This is a genomic window from Streptomyces sp. NPDC017940 (assembly GCF_044328435.1).
In the GTDB taxonomy this organism is placed as follows: Bacteria; Actinomycetota; Actinomycetes; order Streptomycetales; family Streptomycetaceae; genus Streptomyces.
In genome coordinates, this window is the sequence record NZ_JBIRHJ010000003.1 from 815,629 (window position 1) to 833,851 (window position 18,223).

Below are 18,223 nucleotides of genomic sequence, written 5' to 3' on the forward strand. Positions count from 1 at the left end.
CTCCTCGCCCGAGGGCGAGGAACCTGGCACATCAGAGCCCCAATGCGGAATCGAACCGCAGACCTTCTCCTTACCATGGAGACGCTCTACCGACTGAGCTATTGGGGCGAGCGATGAAGACATTACACGGTTGCCCGCCGATCGCCCAAATCCGTTTCGCCCGGGCCCTCCCTGGGGAACACACGGGCCCGGTTCGCGCCGCCTCACGCGTCTCACCAGCGATCATCCGGCACTCGCACCACACCGGTACGACTATTGCGTTCCTCCGCGGAGCGGGCCTGCCGCCGCCCTAGGCTCGATCCTGCCCCGCCCCCGAGCCCCAGGAGCACGATGCCTGACAGCCGGCCGGAGCAGCCTTCGTCGCCCGGCCCCCAGGAGGCGGACTCGCTGCTGCTCTGCGGGGCGCGGCTGACGGACGGCAGGACCGTGGACGTGCGGCTCGGTGGCGGCAGGATCGAGGCCGTCGGCACCGCGGGCAGCCTCACCGCCCAGGGCGCGCGCGTGGACCTGGCAGGACATCTCCTGCTGCCGGCCCCGGCGGAGCCGCACGCGCACAGCGACACCGCGCTGACCGCGCTCTGCGAGGGCCCGGTGCCGTATGGCGTCGCGGACGTGCAGCGGCGCGTCACCGAGGCCGCGCTGTTGCAGCTCGGGCACGGCGCGACGGCGCTGCGCTCGCATGTGCTGATCGGCGGCGTGCAGGGGCTCGACTCCCTGGAGGCGGTCCTCCAGGCCCGGCGTTCGCTGCGGGGGCTCGTCGACCTGTCCGTGGTGGCGGTGCCGCGGCTGCTGACCGGGGCGGCGGGCGCGGACGGTCTCGCGATGCTGCGGGACGCGGTGCAGATGGGCTCCTCCGTAGTGGGCGGTTGTCCCGACCTGGACCCCGATCCGACGGGGTACGTGGAGACGGTGCTCGATCTGGCCGCGGAGCACGGCTGCGCGGTGGATCTGCATACGGACGGCGGGGATCCGGCCCGTCTGGCGCGGCTCGCGGCGATGGCTGGCGGGTTGCGGCGGGTCGCGATCGGGCCGGGCGGCGGCCTCGGCCGGCTCCCGGCCGACGTGGCCGCGCGGACGGCGGAGCGCCTCGCGGCGGCCGGCGTGACCGTGGTGTGCCTGCCGCAGGGCGGCTGCGGGTGCGTGGAGGGCCGGGAGACGGCGCCCGCGGAGCTTCTGCGCCGGGCGGGGGTACGCCTCGCGGCGGGCAGCGGGGCGCTGCGGGACGTGGCGAACCCGGTGGGCCGGGGGGATCCGCTGGAGGCGGCGTTCCTGCTGGCGTCCCGTCACGGGCTGCGCCCCGAGGAGGCGTACGCGGCGGTCAGCACGGCGGCGCGGGCGGCACTCCACCTGCCGGAGGTCAGGGTGGAGGCGGGCTTCCCCGCCGAACTCCTCGCGGTGCGCGGCGACACACTCGCCGGTGCCCTCTCCCTGGCGTACAGCCGCATCGTCGTACACCGGGGGCGCGTGGTGGCACGGACGAGCGCGGTACGGGAGTACTGCGACTCCGCGGCGGCGGTGGCTCTCGAACTGCCGCGGCAGGGGGCGCTGGGGCGGCAGCCCGGGAGGGGGGCTTGAGGGGGTGGGCGGCGCCCCTCGGGGGCGCCTGGGGTTGCGTCCTCCGCCCGGGGCTGGGTGCCCTCCCAGCGGCCGATGCTTGCTGCATGTGGCCCGGTACGGGGCGTCCCTGCCGCGATCCCGCGCGGGCTGCCGTACGGTCGGGAGCATGCGCATTGTCATCGCTGGAGGTCATGGTCAGATCGCGCTGCGGCTCGAGCGTCTGCTCGCCGCGCGCGGTGACGAAGCCGCCGGGATCATCCGCAACTCCGCGCACGAGGCCGATCTGCGGGACGCGGGCGCCGAACCGGTGCTGTGCGACCTCGAGTCGGCGTCCGTGGACGAGGTGGCCCGGCACCTGGAGGGAGCCGACGCGGTCGTGTTCGCGGCGGGGGCTGGACCCGGTAGCGGGGTCGGCCGCAAGAACACCGTGGACCGGGACGCGGCCGTCCTGTTCGCGGACGCCGCTGAGCGGGCCGGGGTCCGCAGGTACGTCGTGGTGTCGTCGATGGGCTCGAACCCGGACCACCCCGGCGACGAGGTCTTCGACGCCTATCTGCGGGCCAAGGGCGAGGCCGACGCGTACGTACGCGGCCGGGCCGCCCTGGACTGGACGATCCTGCGGCCCGGCATGCTGACGGACGACGCGGGCACGGGCCTCGTGCGCCTGGAGGCCTCGACCGGCCGCGGCCCGGTCCCGCGCGACGACGTGGCGGCGGTGCTCGCCGAGCTCGTCGAGACCCCGGCGACGGCGGGCCTGACCCTGGAGCTGGTCAGCGGGTCGACACCGGTGTCGGTGGCGGTGAAGTCGGTGGCCGGGAACTGAGGCCGCCCGCGGCGTGGCGGGCGCCGGACGGCGCTCAGAACAGCGGCAATTGCCCCGGGAACTCCGGCACCACGTACCCGGCGAGCGTGGGCTGGACGCCGTCGAGCTGGGCGTGCTGGCGGGACCCCGGGCACGAGACGAGGTCGCCCGCGCCGCGGGGCCCGGGCGGATCGTGCCGGGCGAACCGCCCGCCCACGACCGCGATTTCACGACGGCACATGGGGCAGTGCCTGCGACGCGCTGAACTGGACGACATGAGCACAGTGTGCCCACACGCTCCGCGCGCAGCCGCGAAGGGCTCGTGATCGGCCCGGTGTCTCCCGTCCCGAGGCGGGGCCCGCGCTCAGCGCACCGGGAAGCCGAAGGAGTACCCCTGCTGCTTGAGCCGCGGGAGGATCCGGCGCAGGGCCTCGACGGTCTGGGTGCGGTCTCCGCCCGCGTCGTGGAAGAGAAGGGTCGGTCCGTTGGGCAGTTCCCGCTCGACGGTGGCGACGATGGCTTCCGTACCCGGCCGTTCGAAGTCCTTGGTGTCGACGTTCCAGCCGAGCGGGCGCATGCCGCGGGAAGCGGCGAGGTTGCGGCTGTACGGGGTGAAGGCTCCGCCGGGTGCCCGGTAGTACATCGGCCTGACGCCCCCGGACGCCTTCGTGATCATGCGTTCGGCGTCGAGTATCTGCCGGGACTGGTAGGCCTGGGAGTCCTTGTCCATGGCGGTGTTGTGCGACACGGAGTGGTCGCACAGCCGGTGCCCGGCCGCGACCACCTTCTTCACGATGTCCGGGTGGGCCTCGGCCTGCGTCCCCACCATGCAGAAGGTGGCCTTCACGTCGTACTGCCGCAGCAGGTCGAGCATGTGGGGGGTCCACTTGGGGTCGGGGCCGTCGTCGATGGTGATGTTGACGCCCCGCTTGCCGTTCTCCGAGGCGTGCGCGATGGTCGCAGAGACCGGCTCGGTGTCGTTGCCCGGCCCGGCCGGCGCGGTGGCCTCCGGCGAGGGTTCGTCCACGTCACCGGCCTGCGCGGTCCACACGGAGGCACCGGTGGCGAGCATCATCACCCCGAGCGCCGCCCCGATCACCTTGCCGTACCAGCCCCGCCCGCCACCGTGCCGTGCCATGTCCGCCCCTCTCATGCTGTCCCTCGCCCGTCCCCGGCCGCGTCACGGCCACCCGGCAGGACGGGGCACACGGGCCGGGGGATCCGCCCGTTACAGATCACGGACACATCCGGGAGCGTTCACGGACAACACCGGGCGGGCGGCGGCCGAAACCGTGCTGTTTGGCTCGTTCCCGAGCCGAGGAAACTGCACCGGAACTGCTCCGGAACCGCTCCGGGGTCCGGGCGTCACGGAGTGAGTCAGATCACCCGTTTTCGATTCCATCGAGAGATCGCCTCAGGGCACGCAAAGACCCCCTCCGCGCCTGCTTACTCACAGGTCGGAGGGGGTCTTTCTCAGCGTGGCGGCGCCAGGATTCGAACCTGGGAAGGCTGAGCCGGCAGATTTACAGTCTGCTCCCTTTGGCCGCTCGGGCACACCGCCGGGTTTGCTGCCCCACTCCGCTCGCGCGGCGCTCCGTGGCAACGACGTAAACGATACCTGATGCCCGGGGGTGCTTCGCCACCCGATTGACCCGCACCCCGCACGGGGGCAGTGGCTAGGCTTTGCGGATGCGGTCGGCGACTGAAGGCCGTGTACCCGCTGAGTACGCAGACACCGATACAAGGAGCCACAGGACATGGCCGACTCCAGTTTCGACATCGTCTCGAAGGTCGAGCGGCAGGAGGTCGACAACGCCCTCAACCAGACGGCCAAGGAGATCTCGCAGCGCTACGACTTCAAGAACGTCGGCGCCTCGATCTCCTGGTCGGGCGAGAAGATCTTGATGGAGGCGAACTCGGAGGACCGGGTCGGCGCGATCCTCGACGTCTTCCAGTCCAAGCTGATCAAGCGGGGCATCTCGCTGAAGGCGCTGGACGCGGGCGAGCCGCAGCTGTCGGGCAAGGAGTACAAGATCTTCGCGTCCATCGAGGAGGGCATCTCCCAGGAGAACGCGAAGAAGGTCGCGAAGATCATCCGCGACGAGGGGCCCAAGGGCGTCAAGGCGCAGGTCCAGGGCGAGGAGCTGCGCGTCAGCTCGAAGAGCCGTGACGACCTCCAGGCCGTGCAGGCCCTCCTCAAGGGGCAGGACTTCGACTTCGCCCTACAGTTCGTGAACTACCGGTAGGCGTTCGGTAGGCCGCCGGCCGGGCCTGCGCAGGCAACGGCACGTACGCGTGCGGACCGTCGCGGAGGGCGGGCACCCCCCGTCGGGTGCCCGCCCTTGCTGCTGGCCGCAGCGTGTGTTGTTCCCCTGAGGGACGTCGGGCGGGGCGCGGGCGGTTCCCCGGCGTCAGTAGGGTGCGGCGCATGACACAGCGGGAGGTGTCCGGGGGCGTCCCTGGGGCGGTCGGGTTGCGGCGGACCCTGGGGGTCTTCGACGCGGTGGTGATCGGGCTCGGCGCGATGGTCGGCGCCGGGGTCTTCGCCGTGCTCGGGCCCGCCGCGGAAGCGGCCGGTCCGGGGCTGCTGCTCGGGCTCGGTGTCGCGGCCGTCGTCGCGTACTGCAACGCCCTGGCGTCGGCCCGCCTCGCGGCGCGCTTCCCGGCGTCCGGCGGGACGTATGTGTACGGGCGTGAGCGGCTCGGGGAGTTCTGGGGCTACCTGGCCGGGTGGGCGTTCGTCGTGGGCAAGACGGCCTCGTGCGCGGCCATGGCGCTGACCGTGGGCACGTACGCGTGGCCGGAGCACGCGCACGCCGTCGCCGTGGCCGCCGTCCTGGGACTCACCGCCGTGAACTACGTGGGCGTGCGGAAGTCCCTCTGGCTGACGCGGGGCATCGTGGCGGTGGTGCTCGTGGTTCTTGCGGGGGTCGTCGGGGTCTGTCTGGGCGCCGACGGTTCGGGGACGTCCGGGGCCGACGGCGGGCTCTTCGATGTGGGCCTTCCGGACGGCGGCATCGGTGGCGTCCTCCAGGCCGCGGGGCTGCTCTTCTTCGCTTTCGCCGGGTACGCGCGCGTGGCGACGCTCGGCGAGGAGGTACGGGACCCGGCGCGCACCATTCCGCGGGCGGTGCCGCTGGCGCTCGGCATCGTCCTGTGCGTGTACGCGGCGGTGGCGGTGGCTGCGCTCTCGGTGCTCGGCGCGGACGGCCTGGCGGAGGCGTCGGCTCCGTTGGCGGACGCGGTGCGGGCGGCCGGGGCGCCGGGCCTCGTGCCCGTGGTGCGGGTGGGCGCGGCCGTGGCGGCGCTCGGCTCGCTGCTCGCGCTGATCCTGGGGGTGTCGCGTACGACGCTCGCGATGGCGCGGGACCGTCATCTGCCGGGCGCGCTCGCCGCCGTGCACCCGCGGTTCCGCGTGCCGTACCGGGCGGAGCTCGCGGTGGGCGCGGTGGTCGCGGTGCTCGTGGCGACGGTGGATGTGCGGGGCGCCATCGGCTTCTCGTCCTTCGGCGTCCTCGTGTACTACGCCGTCGCCAACGCTGCGGCGTGGACGCTCAGTTCCGCGCCCCTCGCGCGCGTGGGCCCGGTCGTGGGCCTCGTCGGCTGCGTGACGCTGGCGTTCGCCCTGCCGGGGGCCTCGGTGGTGGCGGGAGCGGCGGTGCTGGCGGTGGGGGTCGCGGCGTACGGGGTGCGGAAAGGGGTTGCGGGGCGGCGCCCTCCGGCCTGAAAGCGGGGTCGCGGGGCGCCGTCCTCCGGCCTGGAGCCGGGGCTTCGGGGCGCCGGTCCCCCGGCCTGAAGGCGCGGCTTCGGGGCGCCGATCCCCCGGCCTGAAGGCGCGGCTTCGGGGCGGCGCCCTTGCGCAGCCGGAAGCACTGCCCCTGCGGCGTGCGCGTGCGGGACTACCAGCCCCGCCCGTCCCCCGCGGGCCCCTGCGGCGGGTGCTGGCCGCCGTGCGGAGCCGGGCCGCCGGGCGCGGGTGCCGGGCCGCCCGGTGCGGTGGCGGGAGGGCCGAGCGGGCCCGCCGTGAACGGCTGGTCCGTGGGCACGATCTCGCGGCCGAGCGGCAGCAGCGAGATGGGGATCATCTTGAAGTTGGCGAGGCCCAGCGGGATGCCGATGATCGTGAGGCACAGCAACAGGCCGGTGAAGACATGGGCGAGGGCCAGCCACCAGCCCGCGAGGATCACCCACAGGACGTTGCCGATCAGCGACGCGGCGCCCGCGTCACGGCGCTCGACCGCCATCCGGCCGAAGGGCCACAGCGCGAACAGACCAATGCGGAAGGCGGCGAGGCCGAACGGGATGCCGATGATCGTGACGCAGAGCAGCACCCCGGCGAACAGGTAGAAGAGGCACATCCAGAGGCCGCTGAGGATGAGCCAGATGATGTTCAGAACTGTCTTCACTGCTGGCGACCTGCCATCTGCTCGAGCCGGGCGATGCGCTCCGCCATCGGCGGGTGGGTTGAGAACATCTTCGCCATACCCTGACCCGGCCGGAAGGGATTCGCAATCATCATGTGGCTCGCCGTCTCCAGGCGTGGCTCGGGGGGCAGCGGCAACTGCTTGGTCCCGGCGTCGAGTTTGCGCAGGGCGCTGGCGAGGGCCAGTGGGTCTCCGGTGAGCTGTGCTCCGGAGGCGTCGGCCTCGTACTCCCTGGAACGGCTGATGGCGAGCTGGATGATGGAGGCGGCGAGCGGGCCGAGCAGCATGATCAGCAGCATGCCGAAGATGCCGGGGCCCTCGTTGTCGTTCGAGCGGCCGACCGGAATCAGCCAGGCGAAGTTGACCAGAAACATGATGACGGAGGCGAGCGCGCCGGCGACCGACGAGATCAGGATGTCCCGGTTGTAGACGTGGCTCAGCTCGTGGCCGATGACTCCGCGCAGTTCGCGCGGGGTGAGCAGGCGCAGGATGCCGTCGGTGCAGCAGACCGCGGCGTTGCGCGGGTTGCGGCCGGTCGCGAAGGCGTTCGGGGCCTCGGTCGGCGAGATGTAGAGGCGGGGCATGGGCTGGCGGGCCTGGGTGGAGAGCTCGCGCACCATGCGGTAGAGCTCGGGGGCCTCGAACTCGCTCACCGGGCGGGCCCGCATCGCGCGCAGGGCCAGCTTGTCGCTGTTCCAGTACGCGTACGCGTTGGTGCCCAGGGCTACGACGAGCGCGACGAGCAGGCCCGTACGCCCGAAGAAGCTGCCGATGACGAGGATGAGTGCCGACAGTCCCCCGAGGAGTACGGCGGTCTTCAACCCGTTGGTCCGGCGGTGCACGGTACGCCCTCCTGGTGGTGCGCGGGGGAACCCTCTGCTTGCTGGTGCTTCCACTGTTCAGTGGACCCTCCCTCACTGGTCAACGCCAGGCGGGGGGTGCTAGTTCCCTTGTGCTCCCAGGAGCGGTGTGGGCCACCCGGGTGACGGCCACGCCGTACGCCGTGCGGCGTGTCGACAAGCCGTGCTCCGTGTGGGCCGGTGCCGCGGCGCGCGGGGTCAGCGCACGCCCTGCTCCGCGAACTGGAGCACCAGCTGCGGTGCTCCGGAGAGGGCGACGCCGAGCACGGCCGTCACGGCGATCGCCGCGGTGATCGGGACCGGGATCCGGTGCCGTACGGGTTCGCCCTCGGGGGCGCGGAAGAGGAGCGCCGTCCACTGGAGGTAGTAGTAGAGGGCGATCACCACGTTCACCGCCATGACGACGGCGAGCCAGCCGAGGCCCGCGTCGACCGCCGCCGAGAAGACGGTGACCTTCGCGAAGAGGCCGATGACGCCCGGCGGAAGACCGGCGAGGCACAGCAGGAAGAAGGCGAGGACCAGGGCCGACAGCGGGCTCCTCGCGTACAGGCCGCGGTAGTCGCTGACGCGGTTCAGCGCCTGCGTGCGGCCCACCAGGGCGGCCACGGCGAACGCTCCGAGGTTCACGGCGGCGTACATCAGGGCGTACGCGACGGTGGCGCCGGTGCTCTCCAGGACGTCGGTGCGGCGCTCGGCGTACCCGGCCGCCGCGATCGGCACCAGGAGGTAGCCCGCCTGTCCGACGGAGGACCAGGCGAGCAGCCGGACCGCGCTGTACGCGCGCGTGGACCGCTGGCGCAGGGCGGCGACGTTGCCTGCCGTCATCGTGAGGGCGGCGAGTGCGGCGAGTGCGGGGCCCCAGACGTCCGCGTACTCGGGGAAGGCGACGACGGTGACGAGGATCAGGCCGGTGAAGCCCACCGCCTTGCCGACGACCGAGAGGTACGCGGCTACGGGCAGGGGCGCGCCTACGTAGGTGTCGGGTACCCAGAAGTGGAACGGGACGGCGGCCACCTTGAAGGCGAAGCCGACGAGGGTGAGGACCACTCCCGTCCGGGCGAGGGTGTCCAGCTGTCCGTCGACGTTCCCGAGCTTCTCACCGAGTTCGGTGAGGTGCATGGTGCCGGTCGCGGCGTACACGAAGCTGACGCCGAGGAGGGTGACGGCTGTCGCCGTGACCGAGGAGAGGAAGAACTTCAGGGCCGCCTCGGAGGAGCGCTTGTCGCCGTGTTTGAGGCCGACGAGCGCGAAGGCGGGCAGGGAGGCGACCTCCAGGGCGACGACGAGGGTGGTCAGGTCGCGGGAGGCGGGCAGCAGGGCGGCGCCCGCCGCCGAGGAGAGCAGCAGGAACCAGTACTCCCCTTCGGGGAGTCCCTTCTCGGCGCTCCGCGCGTCCTTGAGGGTGGTCATCGACAGCAGGGCGGTCAGCAGTGCGCCGCCGATGACCAGGAGCTGGATGACGAGCGTGAACTCATCGACGGTGTAGCTGCACGCCGTGTCGCGCGGCCCGCTGAGGCAGAACGTCGAACGGGCCGCGCGGTCCGCGCCGGTCAGCGGCAGCAGGGAGAGGCCCGCCGCGGCGAGGCCCGCCAGCGAGAACCAGCCGAGCAGGTGCTTGTTGCGCTCGTGCAGGAACAGGTCGGCCACGAGCACGGCGAGGCCGAGGACCGCCACGATCGTCGGCGGCGCGACCGCGACCCAGTCGACGGACTGAATGACGCTCGCGGTGCTCTCGCTCGCGCTCGCGGTGCTTGCGGCGGTCACTACTTGCCTCCTGCGAGGAGCTGCTGGACGGCCGGGTCGGTGAGGCCGAGGAGGGCCGCGGGCCAGAGGCCGGCGAGGACGGTGAGGGCGACGAGCGGGGTCCAGGCGGCGAACTCGTACCCGTGGACGTCGGCGAGGCCGGGCGCGCGCTCGGCTGCGGGCGTCGTTCCCACGCTTCCGGGCGCCGCTTCAGTGCCTACCGGTGCCGCTCCCGCGCCTCCGGGTGCCGCTCCCGTGCCTGCGGGTGCCGCTCCCGTGCCTGCGGGTGCCGCTCCCACGCCTCCGGGTGCCGCTCCAGTGCTTGCGGGCGCCGAACTCGCGGTCCCGGTCGCGGAACTCGCGCCTGCGGGCACCGAACTCGCGCCCCCGGTCGCGGAACTCGCGGTCCCGGATGCCACCCCCGCGCTCCCAGGCGCGGGGCCCATGCAGACGCGGCGTACGACGATGAGCATGTACGCGGCCGTCAGCAGGGTGCCGAAGGCGGCGATCGCCATGAACGTGAGGAACGCGGGGCGGCTGAGGTCGCTCGCGGGCTTGAACGCGCCGAACAGCGCGAGCATCTCGCCCCAGAACCCGGCGAGCCCCGGCAGGCCGAGCGAGGCGACGGCGCCGAAGGCGAGCAGGCCGCCGAGGCGCGGAGCCCTGCCGTAGAGGGCGGCGCCCGAGCCCCCCGCGAGGGTGTCGAGGTCGCTGGTGCCCGTACGGTCCTTGAGCGCGCCGACCAGGAAGAACAGCAGGCCGGTGATGAGGCCGTGGGCGATGTTGGCGAACAGCGCGCCGTTCACGCCGGTCGGGCTCATCGTGGCGATGCCGAGCAGTACGAAGCCCATGTGGCCCACGGACGAGTACGCGATGAGGCGCTTGAGGTCGCCCTTGGCGCCGGGCCTGGCGAGGGCGAGGCAGGCCAGTGATCCGTAGATGATCCCGACGACGGCCAACGCGGCGAGGTAGGGCGCGAAGGTCTCCATGCCGTCCGGCGCGATCGGCAGCAGGATCCGGACGAACCCGTACGTACCCATCTTCAGCAGGACCCCGGCAAGCAGGACGGAGCCGACGGTCGGGGCGGCGGTGTGGGCGTCGGGCAGCCAGCTGTGCAGCGGCCACATCGGGGTCTTCACCGCGAGCCCGATCCCGATCGCCAGAACGGCGATGACCTGCACGGACGTGCTCAGCCGAGGGCCGTTGTCAGTGGTGAGTGCCACCATGTCGAATGTGTCGGCCCGCAGCCCGATGAGGAGCAGGCCGAGCAGCATCACGACGGAGCCGAGGAGGGTGTAGAGGATGAACTTCCAAGCCGCCTGCGTGCGTTCGGCGCCGCCCCAGCGGGCGATGAGGAAGTACATCGGGATGAGCACCATCTCGAACGCCAGGAAGAAAAGCAGCAGATCGAGGACGGCGAAGGTCGCGAGGGTGCCGGACTCGAGGACGAGGATCAGCGCGACGAATGCCTTGGGGGAAGGACCCTGCGGCATCTTGAAGTAGGAGTACAGCGCGCAGAGGAAGGTCAGCAGCGCGGTCAGGACCAGCAGGGGGAGGGAGATGCCGTCGATGCCGAGGTGGATGCGCACGTCGAGTGCGGGGATCCAGCTGATGTCGGTCGTGGCCTGCATCTTCGACGGATGGTCGTGGTCGAAGCCGAGCGCGAGGACGATCACGGCGACGAGGACGGCGCCGGTCACGGTCACACCGTGGCGGAGCACGGCCTGGTCGGGGGACTTCCCCTTCAGCCCGGGCGGAGCCGGGAGGAGAGCGGCCACGGCGCCGAGGAGCGGGCCGACGACGACCAACGCGAGAAGGAACTGCATCACTGACTCACTGATACCGATCACTGCTGCTCACGCTCCGGCGGTGGCGACGAGGACGGCGGCGACCGCCAGGACGACGGTGCCCGCGAGCAGCGCGCTCAGATAGGTCTGCACGTTGCCGGTCTGCGCGCGGCGGACGGCCACGCCGAGCCAGCGGGGTGCGGCGCCGGCGCCGCGGACGTACGTCTCGACGACCTCGCGGTCGAGGAAGCGCACCAGGCGGGCGCCCGCCTGGACGGGGCGGACGAACAGGGCCGCGTAGACCGCGTCGAGGCGGAAGCCTGCGGCGGCGTGGCGGTGCAGCGGGCCGAGCAGGAGCCGCCCGGGATCCGCCGGGTCGGGTGCGGCGGCAACGTCCCCGTAGGCGGAACTGCGGGTGGCGATGGCCTCGGCCTCGACCAGACCGGCGTCGCCGTCCCGGTGGGCGGCGACGGCGCCGATCGGGACCCGGGCGGCGAGCGAAGTGGTCTGCCGCCACGCGCCGTAGGTGACCAGGGCCCCCACGAGGGCGAAGCCGGTGCCGAGGACGGAGGTGGTGAGCGTAGGGGCGAGCTTGTGGCCGTCGAACCAGTCCGGGAGGACGCCGACGGTCACGCCGAAGGCGAGCGACGGCACGGCGAGCACCCACAGCACGGCGGTCATGGCGACGGGCTGCCTGCCGTGGTCGGGGGCCTCGGCTCCCCTGCCGTTGAACGCGAGGAGCCAGAGGCGGGTCGCGTAGGCGGCGGTGAGCAGGGCCGTGACCAGGCCGGCGACCAGGACGATCCAGCCTGCCGCGCCGGGGGGGGAACCGCTGTGCCCGGTGGCCGTGTGCTCGGCGGCGCCGAGGACGGCCTCCTTGGAGAAGAAGCCGCTGAAGGGCGGTACGGCGGCGAGCGCGAGGAGCGCCACGGTCATCGTCCAGTAGGCGTCGGGGACGCGGGCGCGCAGGTCCTTCATGCGGGACATCGCGGCCAGCGAGTTGGTGCCCGCGGCGTGGATGATCACGCCCGCGGCGAGGAACAGGAGCGCCTTGAAGGCGCCGTGCGCGAGGAGGTGGAAGACGGCGGCACCGCGGTCGCCGACGGCCAGGGCGCCGGTCATGTAGCCGAGCTGCCCGATCGTCGAGTACGCGAGGACGCGCTTGATGTCGTCCTGGGCGAGCGCGGCGAGCGCCGAGCCCGCCATGGTCACGGCGGCCATGACGGCGAGGACGACCAGGGCCGCCGCGGAGGCGGCGAAGACGGGGAGGAGCCGGGCGACGAAGTAGACACCGGCGGCGACCATCGTCGCGGCGTGGATGAGCGCGGAGACGGGCGTCGGGCCCGCCATCGCGTCGGGCAGCCAGGTGTGCAGCGGGAACTGGGCGGACTTGCCCGCGACGCCGGCGAGGAGCAGCAGCGCGATCAGCGTGGGGTGGTCCAGGCCGCCGTGCGCGACGGTGTCGAGGATGCGGGTGATCCGGAACGAGCCCGCGTCCGCGGCGAGGGCGAAGAGACCGATCAGGAAGGGGACGTCGCCGAGCTTGGTGACAAGGAAGGCCTTCAGGGAGGCGGCGCGCGCCTCGGGTGTCTCCCAGTAGTGGCCGACGAGGAAGTACGAGCAGATGCCCATGATCTCCCAGCCGACCAGGAGCACCATCAGGTCGCCGGAGTAGACGACGAGCAGCATCGCGGAGGTGAAGAGCGAGACGAGCGCGGCGTACGAGGGGTAGCGCGGGTCGTCGTGGAGGTAGGCCGTGGAGTAGATCTGCACGCAGGACGCGACGAGGCCGACGAGGACGGCGGCGAGGGCCGCGAAGCCGTCGATGTGCAGGGCGAGGTCGATGGGGACCGAGCCCGTGGGCGTGAGCTGGGTGGCCGCGTCGACGCCGGCGTCACCGCCCTGGCGCGCGGCCACGACGGCGGCGAGTGCGAGGGAGGTCAGCGCGGGCAGCACCGCGAGAGGCCGGGCGAGACCGGGGGCCGTACGGCCGAGCAGCAGGCCCGCGACCGCGCCGAGGAACGGCAGCAGGGGGACGAGGACGGCGAGGGTGGTCGTGGTCACGCGGTGGCCTCAGCCTTCTGCGACGCGTCGGTCCGCGCGGGCTCGTCGGCGGTGGCGCCCGCGGGACCGGGCATGTCGTCGGGGCCGGTGCCGTCGCCGGGGCGTTCGGCGGTGTCGCGGAGGTCGTCGACGGCGGAGGTGCCGCGGTTGCGGTACACGGCGAGGACGATCGCGAGGCCGATGCCGATCTCGGCGGCGGCGATGGCGATGGTGAACAGGGTCAGGGCCTGCCCGGCGTGCAGGGAGTCGCGGAGCCAGACGTCGAAGGCGACGAGGTTGAGGTTGACGGCGTTGAGCATCAGCTCGACGGACATCAGGACCAGGATCGCGTTGCGCCGGGCGAGCACTCCGTACAGGCCGACGCAGAACAGGAGGACGGCGAGGACGGCGGGATAGGCGAGGTGCATCAGCGCTGCTCCTTGTCGTCGGCGTCACGGGAACCGGCGGCCCGGGTCCCGACGTCACGGGAACCGGCGTCGGGGGATCCGGTGTCGGGGCGGGCCGCGTTCCTGCGGGACAGGACGATGGCGCCGACCAGTGCCGCGAGGAGCAGGACCGAGAGTGCCTCGAAGGGCAGGACCCAGTGCCGGAAGAGGATCGAGCCGGTGACGTCGGTGGTGCCCTGCGGCCGGTCGAGGTCGATCCACTGGGTGCGGAAGGCGTCCACGACGACCCAGACCAGGGCGGCGGCGGCTGCGAGCGCCACGGCGACGGCGACGGGCCTGTTGCCCGAGTCGGCGTCCGGGGAGCGGCCGATGGGCGCCCGGGTGAGCATCAGGCCGAAGAGGAGGAGGACGACGACGGAACCCACGTAGATGAGGACCTGGACCCAGGCGATGAACTCGGCGGTCAGGAGCAGGTACTCGACGGCGAGTCCGCCGAGCGCCACCACGAGCCAGAGCGCGGCGTGCACGAGCTGGCGGGTGGTGACGGTGACGACGGCGGCGCCGAGGGTGACGAGGCCGACGAGGACGAAGGCGATCTCGACGCCCGTCGGGGAGAGGAAGCCCTGGGGGGCGGTTGCGGCGACGTTCACGCGTCCCCCTCGGGGGCGGGCCCGGATTCCGGTCCGGGGGCTGCGGGTGCCTCCTGCGCTGCGGCCAGCTTCTCGGCGGCCTTGCGGGCGGCGGCGAGTTCCTTGGGTTCCTCGGCGGCGGGGTCGAGGGCGGGCGGGGCGGGGACGGTCCACATCCAGTCGCGGAGCTTGTCGCGCTCGTGGGTGAGTTCGCGGATGTCGGTCTCGGCGTACTCGAACTCCGGTGACCAGAACAGCGCGTCGAAGGGGCACACCTCGATGCAGATGCCGCAGTACATGCACAGGGAGAAGTCGATGGCGAAGCGGTCGAGGACGTTGCGGCTGCGCTCGCGGCCACCGGGCGCGGCGGCCGGGACCGTCTCCTTGTGGGAGTCGATGTAGATGCACCAGTCCGGGCACTCGCGGGCGCAGAGCATGCAGACCGTGCAGTTCTCCTCGAACAGGCCGATGACGCCGCGGGTGCGGGGCGGCAGTTCGGGCTGGACGTCGGGGTACTGCTCGGTGACGGTCTTCTTCGTCATGGTGCGCAGGGTGACGGCCAGGCCCTTGGCGAGGCCGCTCCCTGGGATCGGGGGCACTAGTCGATCGCCACCTTCACGATTCCGGTCAGCGCGATCTGCGCGAGGGCGAGCGGGACGAGGAGGGTCCAGGCGAGCTTCTGCAACTGGTCCTCGCGGAGCCGGGGGTAGCTGACGCGCAGCCAGATCACGACGAACGCGAGGACGGCGGTCTTCAGCAGGGTCCACACCCAGCCGAGCCCGTCGGCGCCCCAGGGACCGTGCCAGCCGCCCAGGAACAGGACGGTGGTCAGTCCGCACAGGACGACGATCCCGGCGTACTCGGCGAGCAGGAAGAGGGCGAAGCGCAGACCCGTGTACTCGGTGTACGCACCGAAGATGATCTCGGAGTCGGCGACCGGCATGTCGAAGGGCGGGCGCTGGAGTTCGGCGAGGCCCGCGACGAAGAAGACGAGGGCGCCGACGATCTGCCAGGGCAGCCACCACCACTCGAAGGCGTGCACGATGCCGGGCAGCGAGACCGTGCCCGCGGCCATCGCCACGGAGGCGGCGGCGAGGAGCATCGGGAGTTCGTAGGCGAGCAGTTGCGCGGCCGTGCGCAGGCCGCCGAGCAGGGAGAACTTGTTGGCCGACGCCCAGCCCGCCATCAGTGAGCCGAGGACCGATACGCCCATGACGGCGAGGACGAAGAAGATGCCCGCGTCGACGACCTCGCCGACGGCGCCCTCGCCCGGGCCGATCGGGATGGCGAGCAGGACGAGCAGATACGGCAGGAGCGCCACGGCCGGGGCGAGCTGGAAGATCCGCCGGTCGGCGCCGGCCGGGACGATGTCCTCCTTCTGGGCGAACTTGACGCCGTCGGCGACGAGCTGGGCCCAGCCGTGGAAACCGCCCGCGTACATGGGGCCGAGGCGGCCCTGCATGTGCGCCATGACCTTGTGCTCGGTCTGGCCGATGACCAGGGGCAGGGCGAGGAAGACGACGAAGACGACGAGGAGTCGCAGGGCGACGTCGAGGGCGTCGTTCACTGCGGGTCTCCTTGGCGGTTTTCGGGGGTTCCAGGGTTTTTGCGGGCTTCGGAGGCTTCCGGGGCTTCGGAGTCCTTGGGGTTCTCGGGGTTTCTGGGGTCTGTGGAGTTCTTGGGGCCCGTGGGGGCTTCCGGCTCGGGGGCGGAGTCGACCGCGGGCTCCGGGGCGGCCTCGGGCTCCGGGGCCGCCGCGGGACCGGACCCGGCAGGCGTCGTGCCCGTCGTGCCCGTCGTGCCCGTCGTGCCCGTCGTGTCGTCGAAGGCCGGGCGGGCGTGGTGCCACGGGGCGTCGGAGCTGCCGGAAGGGCGCTGCGGCTTGCCCGGTGCCGGGGTGGCCGGTGCCGGGGCCTCCGGTGCCGGGGGGGCCGTCGCGGGGGGCTCGCCCGTGCCCCGCTGCGAGGCGGAACCCGCGCTCGCGCTGCGCGCACGCCGTGGCCCGGCCGGGGCTGCGGGCGTCTCGGGGGCGGCGTCCGGGGCGGCGGGTGTCTCCGGGACGGCAGGTGTTTCCGGGACGGCGGGTGTTGTGGACGCCGGACCCGTAGGGGCGGAGCTGGTCTGGCTGGCCGACCCCTCGCTCGCGGAACGGGTACGCCGAGCCGGGCGCTCCCCGGCGGGACCCGCACCGGCGGCGCGTCCGGCACCCGCGGCGCGTCCAGCCCCCGCCGCACGGGCGGCGCCCCGCGCGGGCCGCGCCGGAGCAGCCGGGAGCTGTCCCTTCAGGGGGCCCCACTCGTTCGGGTCGGGCACACCGGGCGGCAGCATCTGGCGGCGCTTCGGGCCGCCGTGTTCGGACTCCCCCGGCTCCTTCGCACCGGGCCACGCCTTGGCGACCCGCGCGGCGAGCACGAAGTCCTTGCGCAGCGGGTGGCCTTCGAAGCCCTCGGGAAGGAGCAGCGGTACGAGGTGGGGGTGGCCGTCGAAGCGGACGCCGAACATCTCGTGGGTCTCGCGCTCGTGCCAGGCGGTGCCCGCGTACACGTCGACGGCGGTCGGCAGCACCGGGGCCTCGTGCGGCACCGTCGTGCGGACGAGCAGGCGCCGTACCGGGGCGAGGGCCACGACGTGGGCGGACACCCGGAATCCGGTGCCGGGTTCGTCGACGGCGCTGAGCCAGTCGAAGTAGGTGCAGCCGAGCGTGTCGCGGGCGGTGCGCAGGGCGTCGAGCCAGGAGGCCGCGGGGACGTCCACGGTCAGGACCTCGTACGCCTCCTCGACGGTCGCCTCCGCGCCGAACAAGTCCTCGACGGGAGCGGGCAGCCAGCCGGTCATCCGGCGTCCACCCCCGAAGCTCCAGGGGCTCCGGGGATCCCCGGGGCTCCCCCGGCGCCCGGGGCGGGCGGTGCGACGAGCCCGCTGCGCAGGGCCGCCGTCGACGGCCGGGAGCCGCCCCCCGCGTACCGCTCGCCGAGCGACTCCCGCGCGATCTTCTCCTGGAGCTTGATGATGCCCTGGAGCAGGGCTTCGGGGCGGGGCGGGCACCCGGGCACGTACACGTCGACGGGGATGATCTGGTCCACGCCCTTGGTGACGGAGTACGAGTCCCAGTAGGGGCCGCCGCAGTTGGAGCAGGCGCCGAAGGAGATGACGTACTTCGGTTCGGGCATCTGCTCGTAGAGACGCTTCACGGCGGGTGCCATCTTGTCGGTGACGGTGCCGGAGACGATCATCAGGTCGGCCTGGCGCGGCCCCGGCGCGAACGGGATCACGCCGAGGCGGATGAAGTCGTGCCGGGCCATGGAGGCGGCGATGAACTCGATGGCGCAGCAGGCGAGCCCGAAGTTGAACACCCACAGGCTGTAGCGACGGCCCCAGTTGAGGACGACCTTCATCGGCTCGGGGGCGAGGCGGGAGAGTACGCCGAGGCGCTTCGGCTCCGGCAGCAGCACGGGCTCGGCCGCGGCCGTCGCAGCCACCGCGGACTCCGTCACCGCCGGCGCCCCCGCGGGGTCCGCCGCCGGCGCGGGCTCCTGGTTCACGCCCATGTGAGGACGCCCTTCTTGTATGCGTACAGCAGGCCCACGGCGAGGAAGCCGAGGAAGATGAACATCTCGACGAGGGTCGCCGCGCCGTAGCCGGGCGCGGCGAAGACCGTCGCCCACGGGAAGAGGAAGATCGAGTCGACGGCGAAGATGACGTAGAGGAACGCGTAGACGTAGTAGCGGACCTGGGTGTGTGCCCAGCCCTCGCCGACCGGGTCGACGCCGCACTCGTAGGTGAGCAGCTTCTCCGGGGTCGGCACGACGGGCCGCAGCAGATGGCTCGCGCCGAAGGAGACGGCGACGAACAGCACCCCCACGACGGCGAGCAGCCCGACGACGGAGTACGACTCGAAGTAGCTCGCCGCGACGTCCGTGCGGTACGTCGTCACTGGCTCGTCACTGGCACGTCGGCCCCTCACTCCCGAA

Annotated in this window: 17 protein-coding genes, 2 tRNA genes and 1 pseudogene; 4 read left to right on the forward strand and 16 right to left on the reverse strand. The window is 72.7% G+C overall.

Going from position 1 to position 18,223, the window contains the following annotated elements; all coding sequences use genetic code 11:
• Positions 1-35: 35 nt before the first annotated feature.
• Positions 36-108: transfer RNA gene (locus tag ACH4DX_RS13695), tRNA-Thr, on the reverse strand.
• Positions 109-330: 222 nt separating this feature from the next.
• On the opposite strand from ACH4DX_RS13695, the gene ACH4DX_RS13700 reads away from it, so the two are divergent.
• Together ACH4DX_RS13700 and ACH4DX_RS13705 are read left to right on the forward strand one after the other, a co-directional pair.
• Entirely contained in the window at positions 331-1,575 is a 1,245-nt protein-coding gene (locus ACH4DX_RS13700; protein WP_398155146.1) for an amidohydrolase family protein, read from the forward strand.
• A 148-nt stretch (positions 1,576-1,723) separates the two neighbouring features.
• Complete coding sequence (locus ACH4DX_RS13705; protein ID WP_398122135.1) at positions 1,724-2,380, forward strand: SDR family oxidoreductase; 657 nt, start codon at positions 1,724-1,726, stop codon at positions 2,378-2,380.
• A gap of 34 nt (positions 2,381-2,414) precedes the next feature.
• On the opposite strand, the gene ACH4DX_RS13710 is transcribed toward ACH4DX_RS13705, so the two are convergent.
• The 3 genes from ACH4DX_RS13710 to ACH4DX_RS13720 all read right to left on the reverse strand — a co-directional run bounded on the left by ACH4DX_RS13710 (position 2,415) and on the right by ACH4DX_RS13720 (position 3,920).
• Positions 2,415-2,636, reverse strand: coding sequence for a hypothetical protein (locus tag ACH4DX_RS13710; RefSeq protein ID WP_398122136.1), 222 nt, complete (start codon positions 2,634-2,636; stop codon positions 2,415-2,417).
• Between the two features lie 87 nt (positions 2,637-2,723).
• The gene (locus ACH4DX_RS13715; protein WP_398155147.1) at positions 2,724-3,497 is read right to left on the reverse strand and encodes a polysaccharide deacetylase family protein; all 774 of its coding nucleotides are present in this window, start codon (positions 3,495-3,497) and stop codon (positions 2,724-2,726) included.
• A gap of 341 nt (positions 3,498-3,838) precedes the next feature.
• A tRNA-Tyr gene (locus ACH4DX_RS13720) sits at positions 3,839-3,920 on the reverse strand.
• A 196-nt stretch (positions 3,921-4,116) separates the two neighbouring features.
• Between ACH4DX_RS13720 and ACH4DX_RS13725 the strand changes: the two genes are divergently transcribed.
• Both ACH4DX_RS13725 and ACH4DX_RS13730 read left to right on the forward strand, forming a co-directional pair.
• Complete coding sequence (locus tag ACH4DX_RS13725) at positions 4,117-4,605, forward strand: YajQ family cyclic di-GMP-binding protein (protein WP_398122138.1); 489 nt, start codon at positions 4,117-4,119, stop codon at positions 4,603-4,605.
• 182 nt (positions 4,606-4,787) lie between these two features.
• The gene (locus ACH4DX_RS13730) at positions 4,788-6,086 is read left to right on the forward strand and encodes an APC family permease (protein ID WP_398155148.1); all 1,299 of its coding nucleotides are present in this window, start codon (positions 4,788-4,790) and stop codon (positions 6,084-6,086) included.
• A gap of 298 nt (positions 6,087-6,384) precedes the next feature.
• Here ACH4DX_RS13730 and ACH4DX_RS13735 read toward each other — a convergent pair.
• From ACH4DX_RS13735 to ACH4DX_RS13790, 12 genes and pseudogenes are all read right to left on the reverse strand, one after another.
• Positions 6,385-6,765: pseudogene (locus tag ACH4DX_RS13735) on the reverse strand (YccF domain-containing protein); the annotation flags it as partial.
• Entirely contained in the window at positions 6,762-7,625 is an 864-nt protein-coding gene (gene htpX / locus ACH4DX_RS13740) for a zinc metalloprotease HtpX (RefSeq protein ID WP_398155149.1), read from the reverse strand. The gene htpX and the pseudogene ACH4DX_RS13735, both read right to left, overlap by 4 nt.
• A 216-nt stretch (positions 7,626-7,841) precedes the next feature.
• Positions 7,842-9,407 (reverse strand): NADH-quinone oxidoreductase subunit N, encoded by a 1,566-nt coding sequence (locus ACH4DX_RS13745; RefSeq protein ID WP_398155150.1) that lies wholly within the window; start codon positions 9,405-9,407, stop codon positions 7,842-7,844.
• On the reverse strand, positions 9,407-11,212 hold the full coding sequence (locus ACH4DX_RS13750) for an NADH-quinone oxidoreductase subunit M (protein WP_398155151.1): 1,806 nt from the start codon (positions 11,210-11,212) through the stop codon (positions 9,407-9,409). The genes ACH4DX_RS13745 and ACH4DX_RS13750 overlap by 1 nt, the downstream gene beginning before the upstream one ends.
• Before the next feature lie 30 nt (positions 11,213-11,242).
• The gene (locus ACH4DX_RS13755; RefSeq protein WP_398155152.1) at positions 11,243-13,237 is read right to left on the reverse strand and encodes an NADH-quinone oxidoreductase subunit L; all 1,995 of its coding nucleotides are present in this window, start codon (positions 13,235-13,237) and stop codon (positions 11,243-11,245) included.
• Positions 13,234-13,644, reverse strand: coding sequence for an NADH-quinone oxidoreductase subunit NuoK (nuoK, locus tag ACH4DX_RS13760; RefSeq protein ID WP_398155153.1), 411 nt, complete (start codon positions 13,642-13,644; stop codon positions 13,234-13,236). The genes ACH4DX_RS13755 and nuoK overlap by 4 nt, the downstream gene beginning before the upstream one ends.
• Positions 13,644-14,273, reverse strand: coding sequence for an NADH-quinone oxidoreductase subunit J (locus ACH4DX_RS13765; RefSeq protein WP_398155154.1), 630 nt, complete (start codon positions 14,271-14,273; stop codon positions 13,644-13,646). The genes nuoK and ACH4DX_RS13765 overlap by 1 nt, the downstream gene beginning before the upstream one ends.
• Entirely contained in the window at positions 14,270-14,851 is a 582-nt protein-coding gene (locus tag ACH4DX_RS13770; protein WP_398122146.1) for a NuoI/complex I 23 kDa subunit family protein, read from the reverse strand. Before ACH4DX_RS13770 ends, ACH4DX_RS13765 begins: the two co-directional genes overlap by 4 nt.
• Positions 14,851-15,819 (reverse strand): NADH-quinone oxidoreductase subunit H, encoded by a 969-nt coding sequence (locus tag ACH4DX_RS13775; RefSeq protein ID WP_398122147.1) that lies wholly within the window; start codon positions 15,817-15,819, stop codon positions 14,851-14,853. Before ACH4DX_RS13775 ends, ACH4DX_RS13770 begins: the two co-directional genes overlap by 1 nt.
• Positions 15,816-17,087: an NADH-quinone oxidoreductase subunit C gene (locus ACH4DX_RS13780; RefSeq protein ID WP_398155155.1), complete on the reverse strand. Its 1,272-nt coding sequence runs from the start codon at positions 17,085-17,087 to the stop codon at positions 15,816-15,818. Before ACH4DX_RS13780 ends, ACH4DX_RS13775 begins: the two co-directional genes overlap by 4 nt.
• Positions 17,084-17,800, reverse strand: a complete 717-nt coding sequence (locus ACH4DX_RS13785) for an NADH-quinone oxidoreductase subunit B (RefSeq protein WP_398122149.1) — start codon at positions 17,798-17,800, stop codon at positions 17,084-17,086. Before ACH4DX_RS13785 ends, ACH4DX_RS13780 begins: the two co-directional genes overlap by 4 nt.
• The gene (locus tag ACH4DX_RS13790; protein WP_398122150.1) at positions 17,791-18,186 is read right to left on the reverse strand and encodes an NADH-quinone oxidoreductase subunit A; all 396 of its coding nucleotides are present in this window, start codon (positions 18,184-18,186) and stop codon (positions 17,791-17,793) included. The genes ACH4DX_RS13785 and ACH4DX_RS13790 overlap by 10 nt, the downstream gene beginning before the upstream one ends.
• Positions 18,187-18,223: the final 37 nt, after the last annotated feature.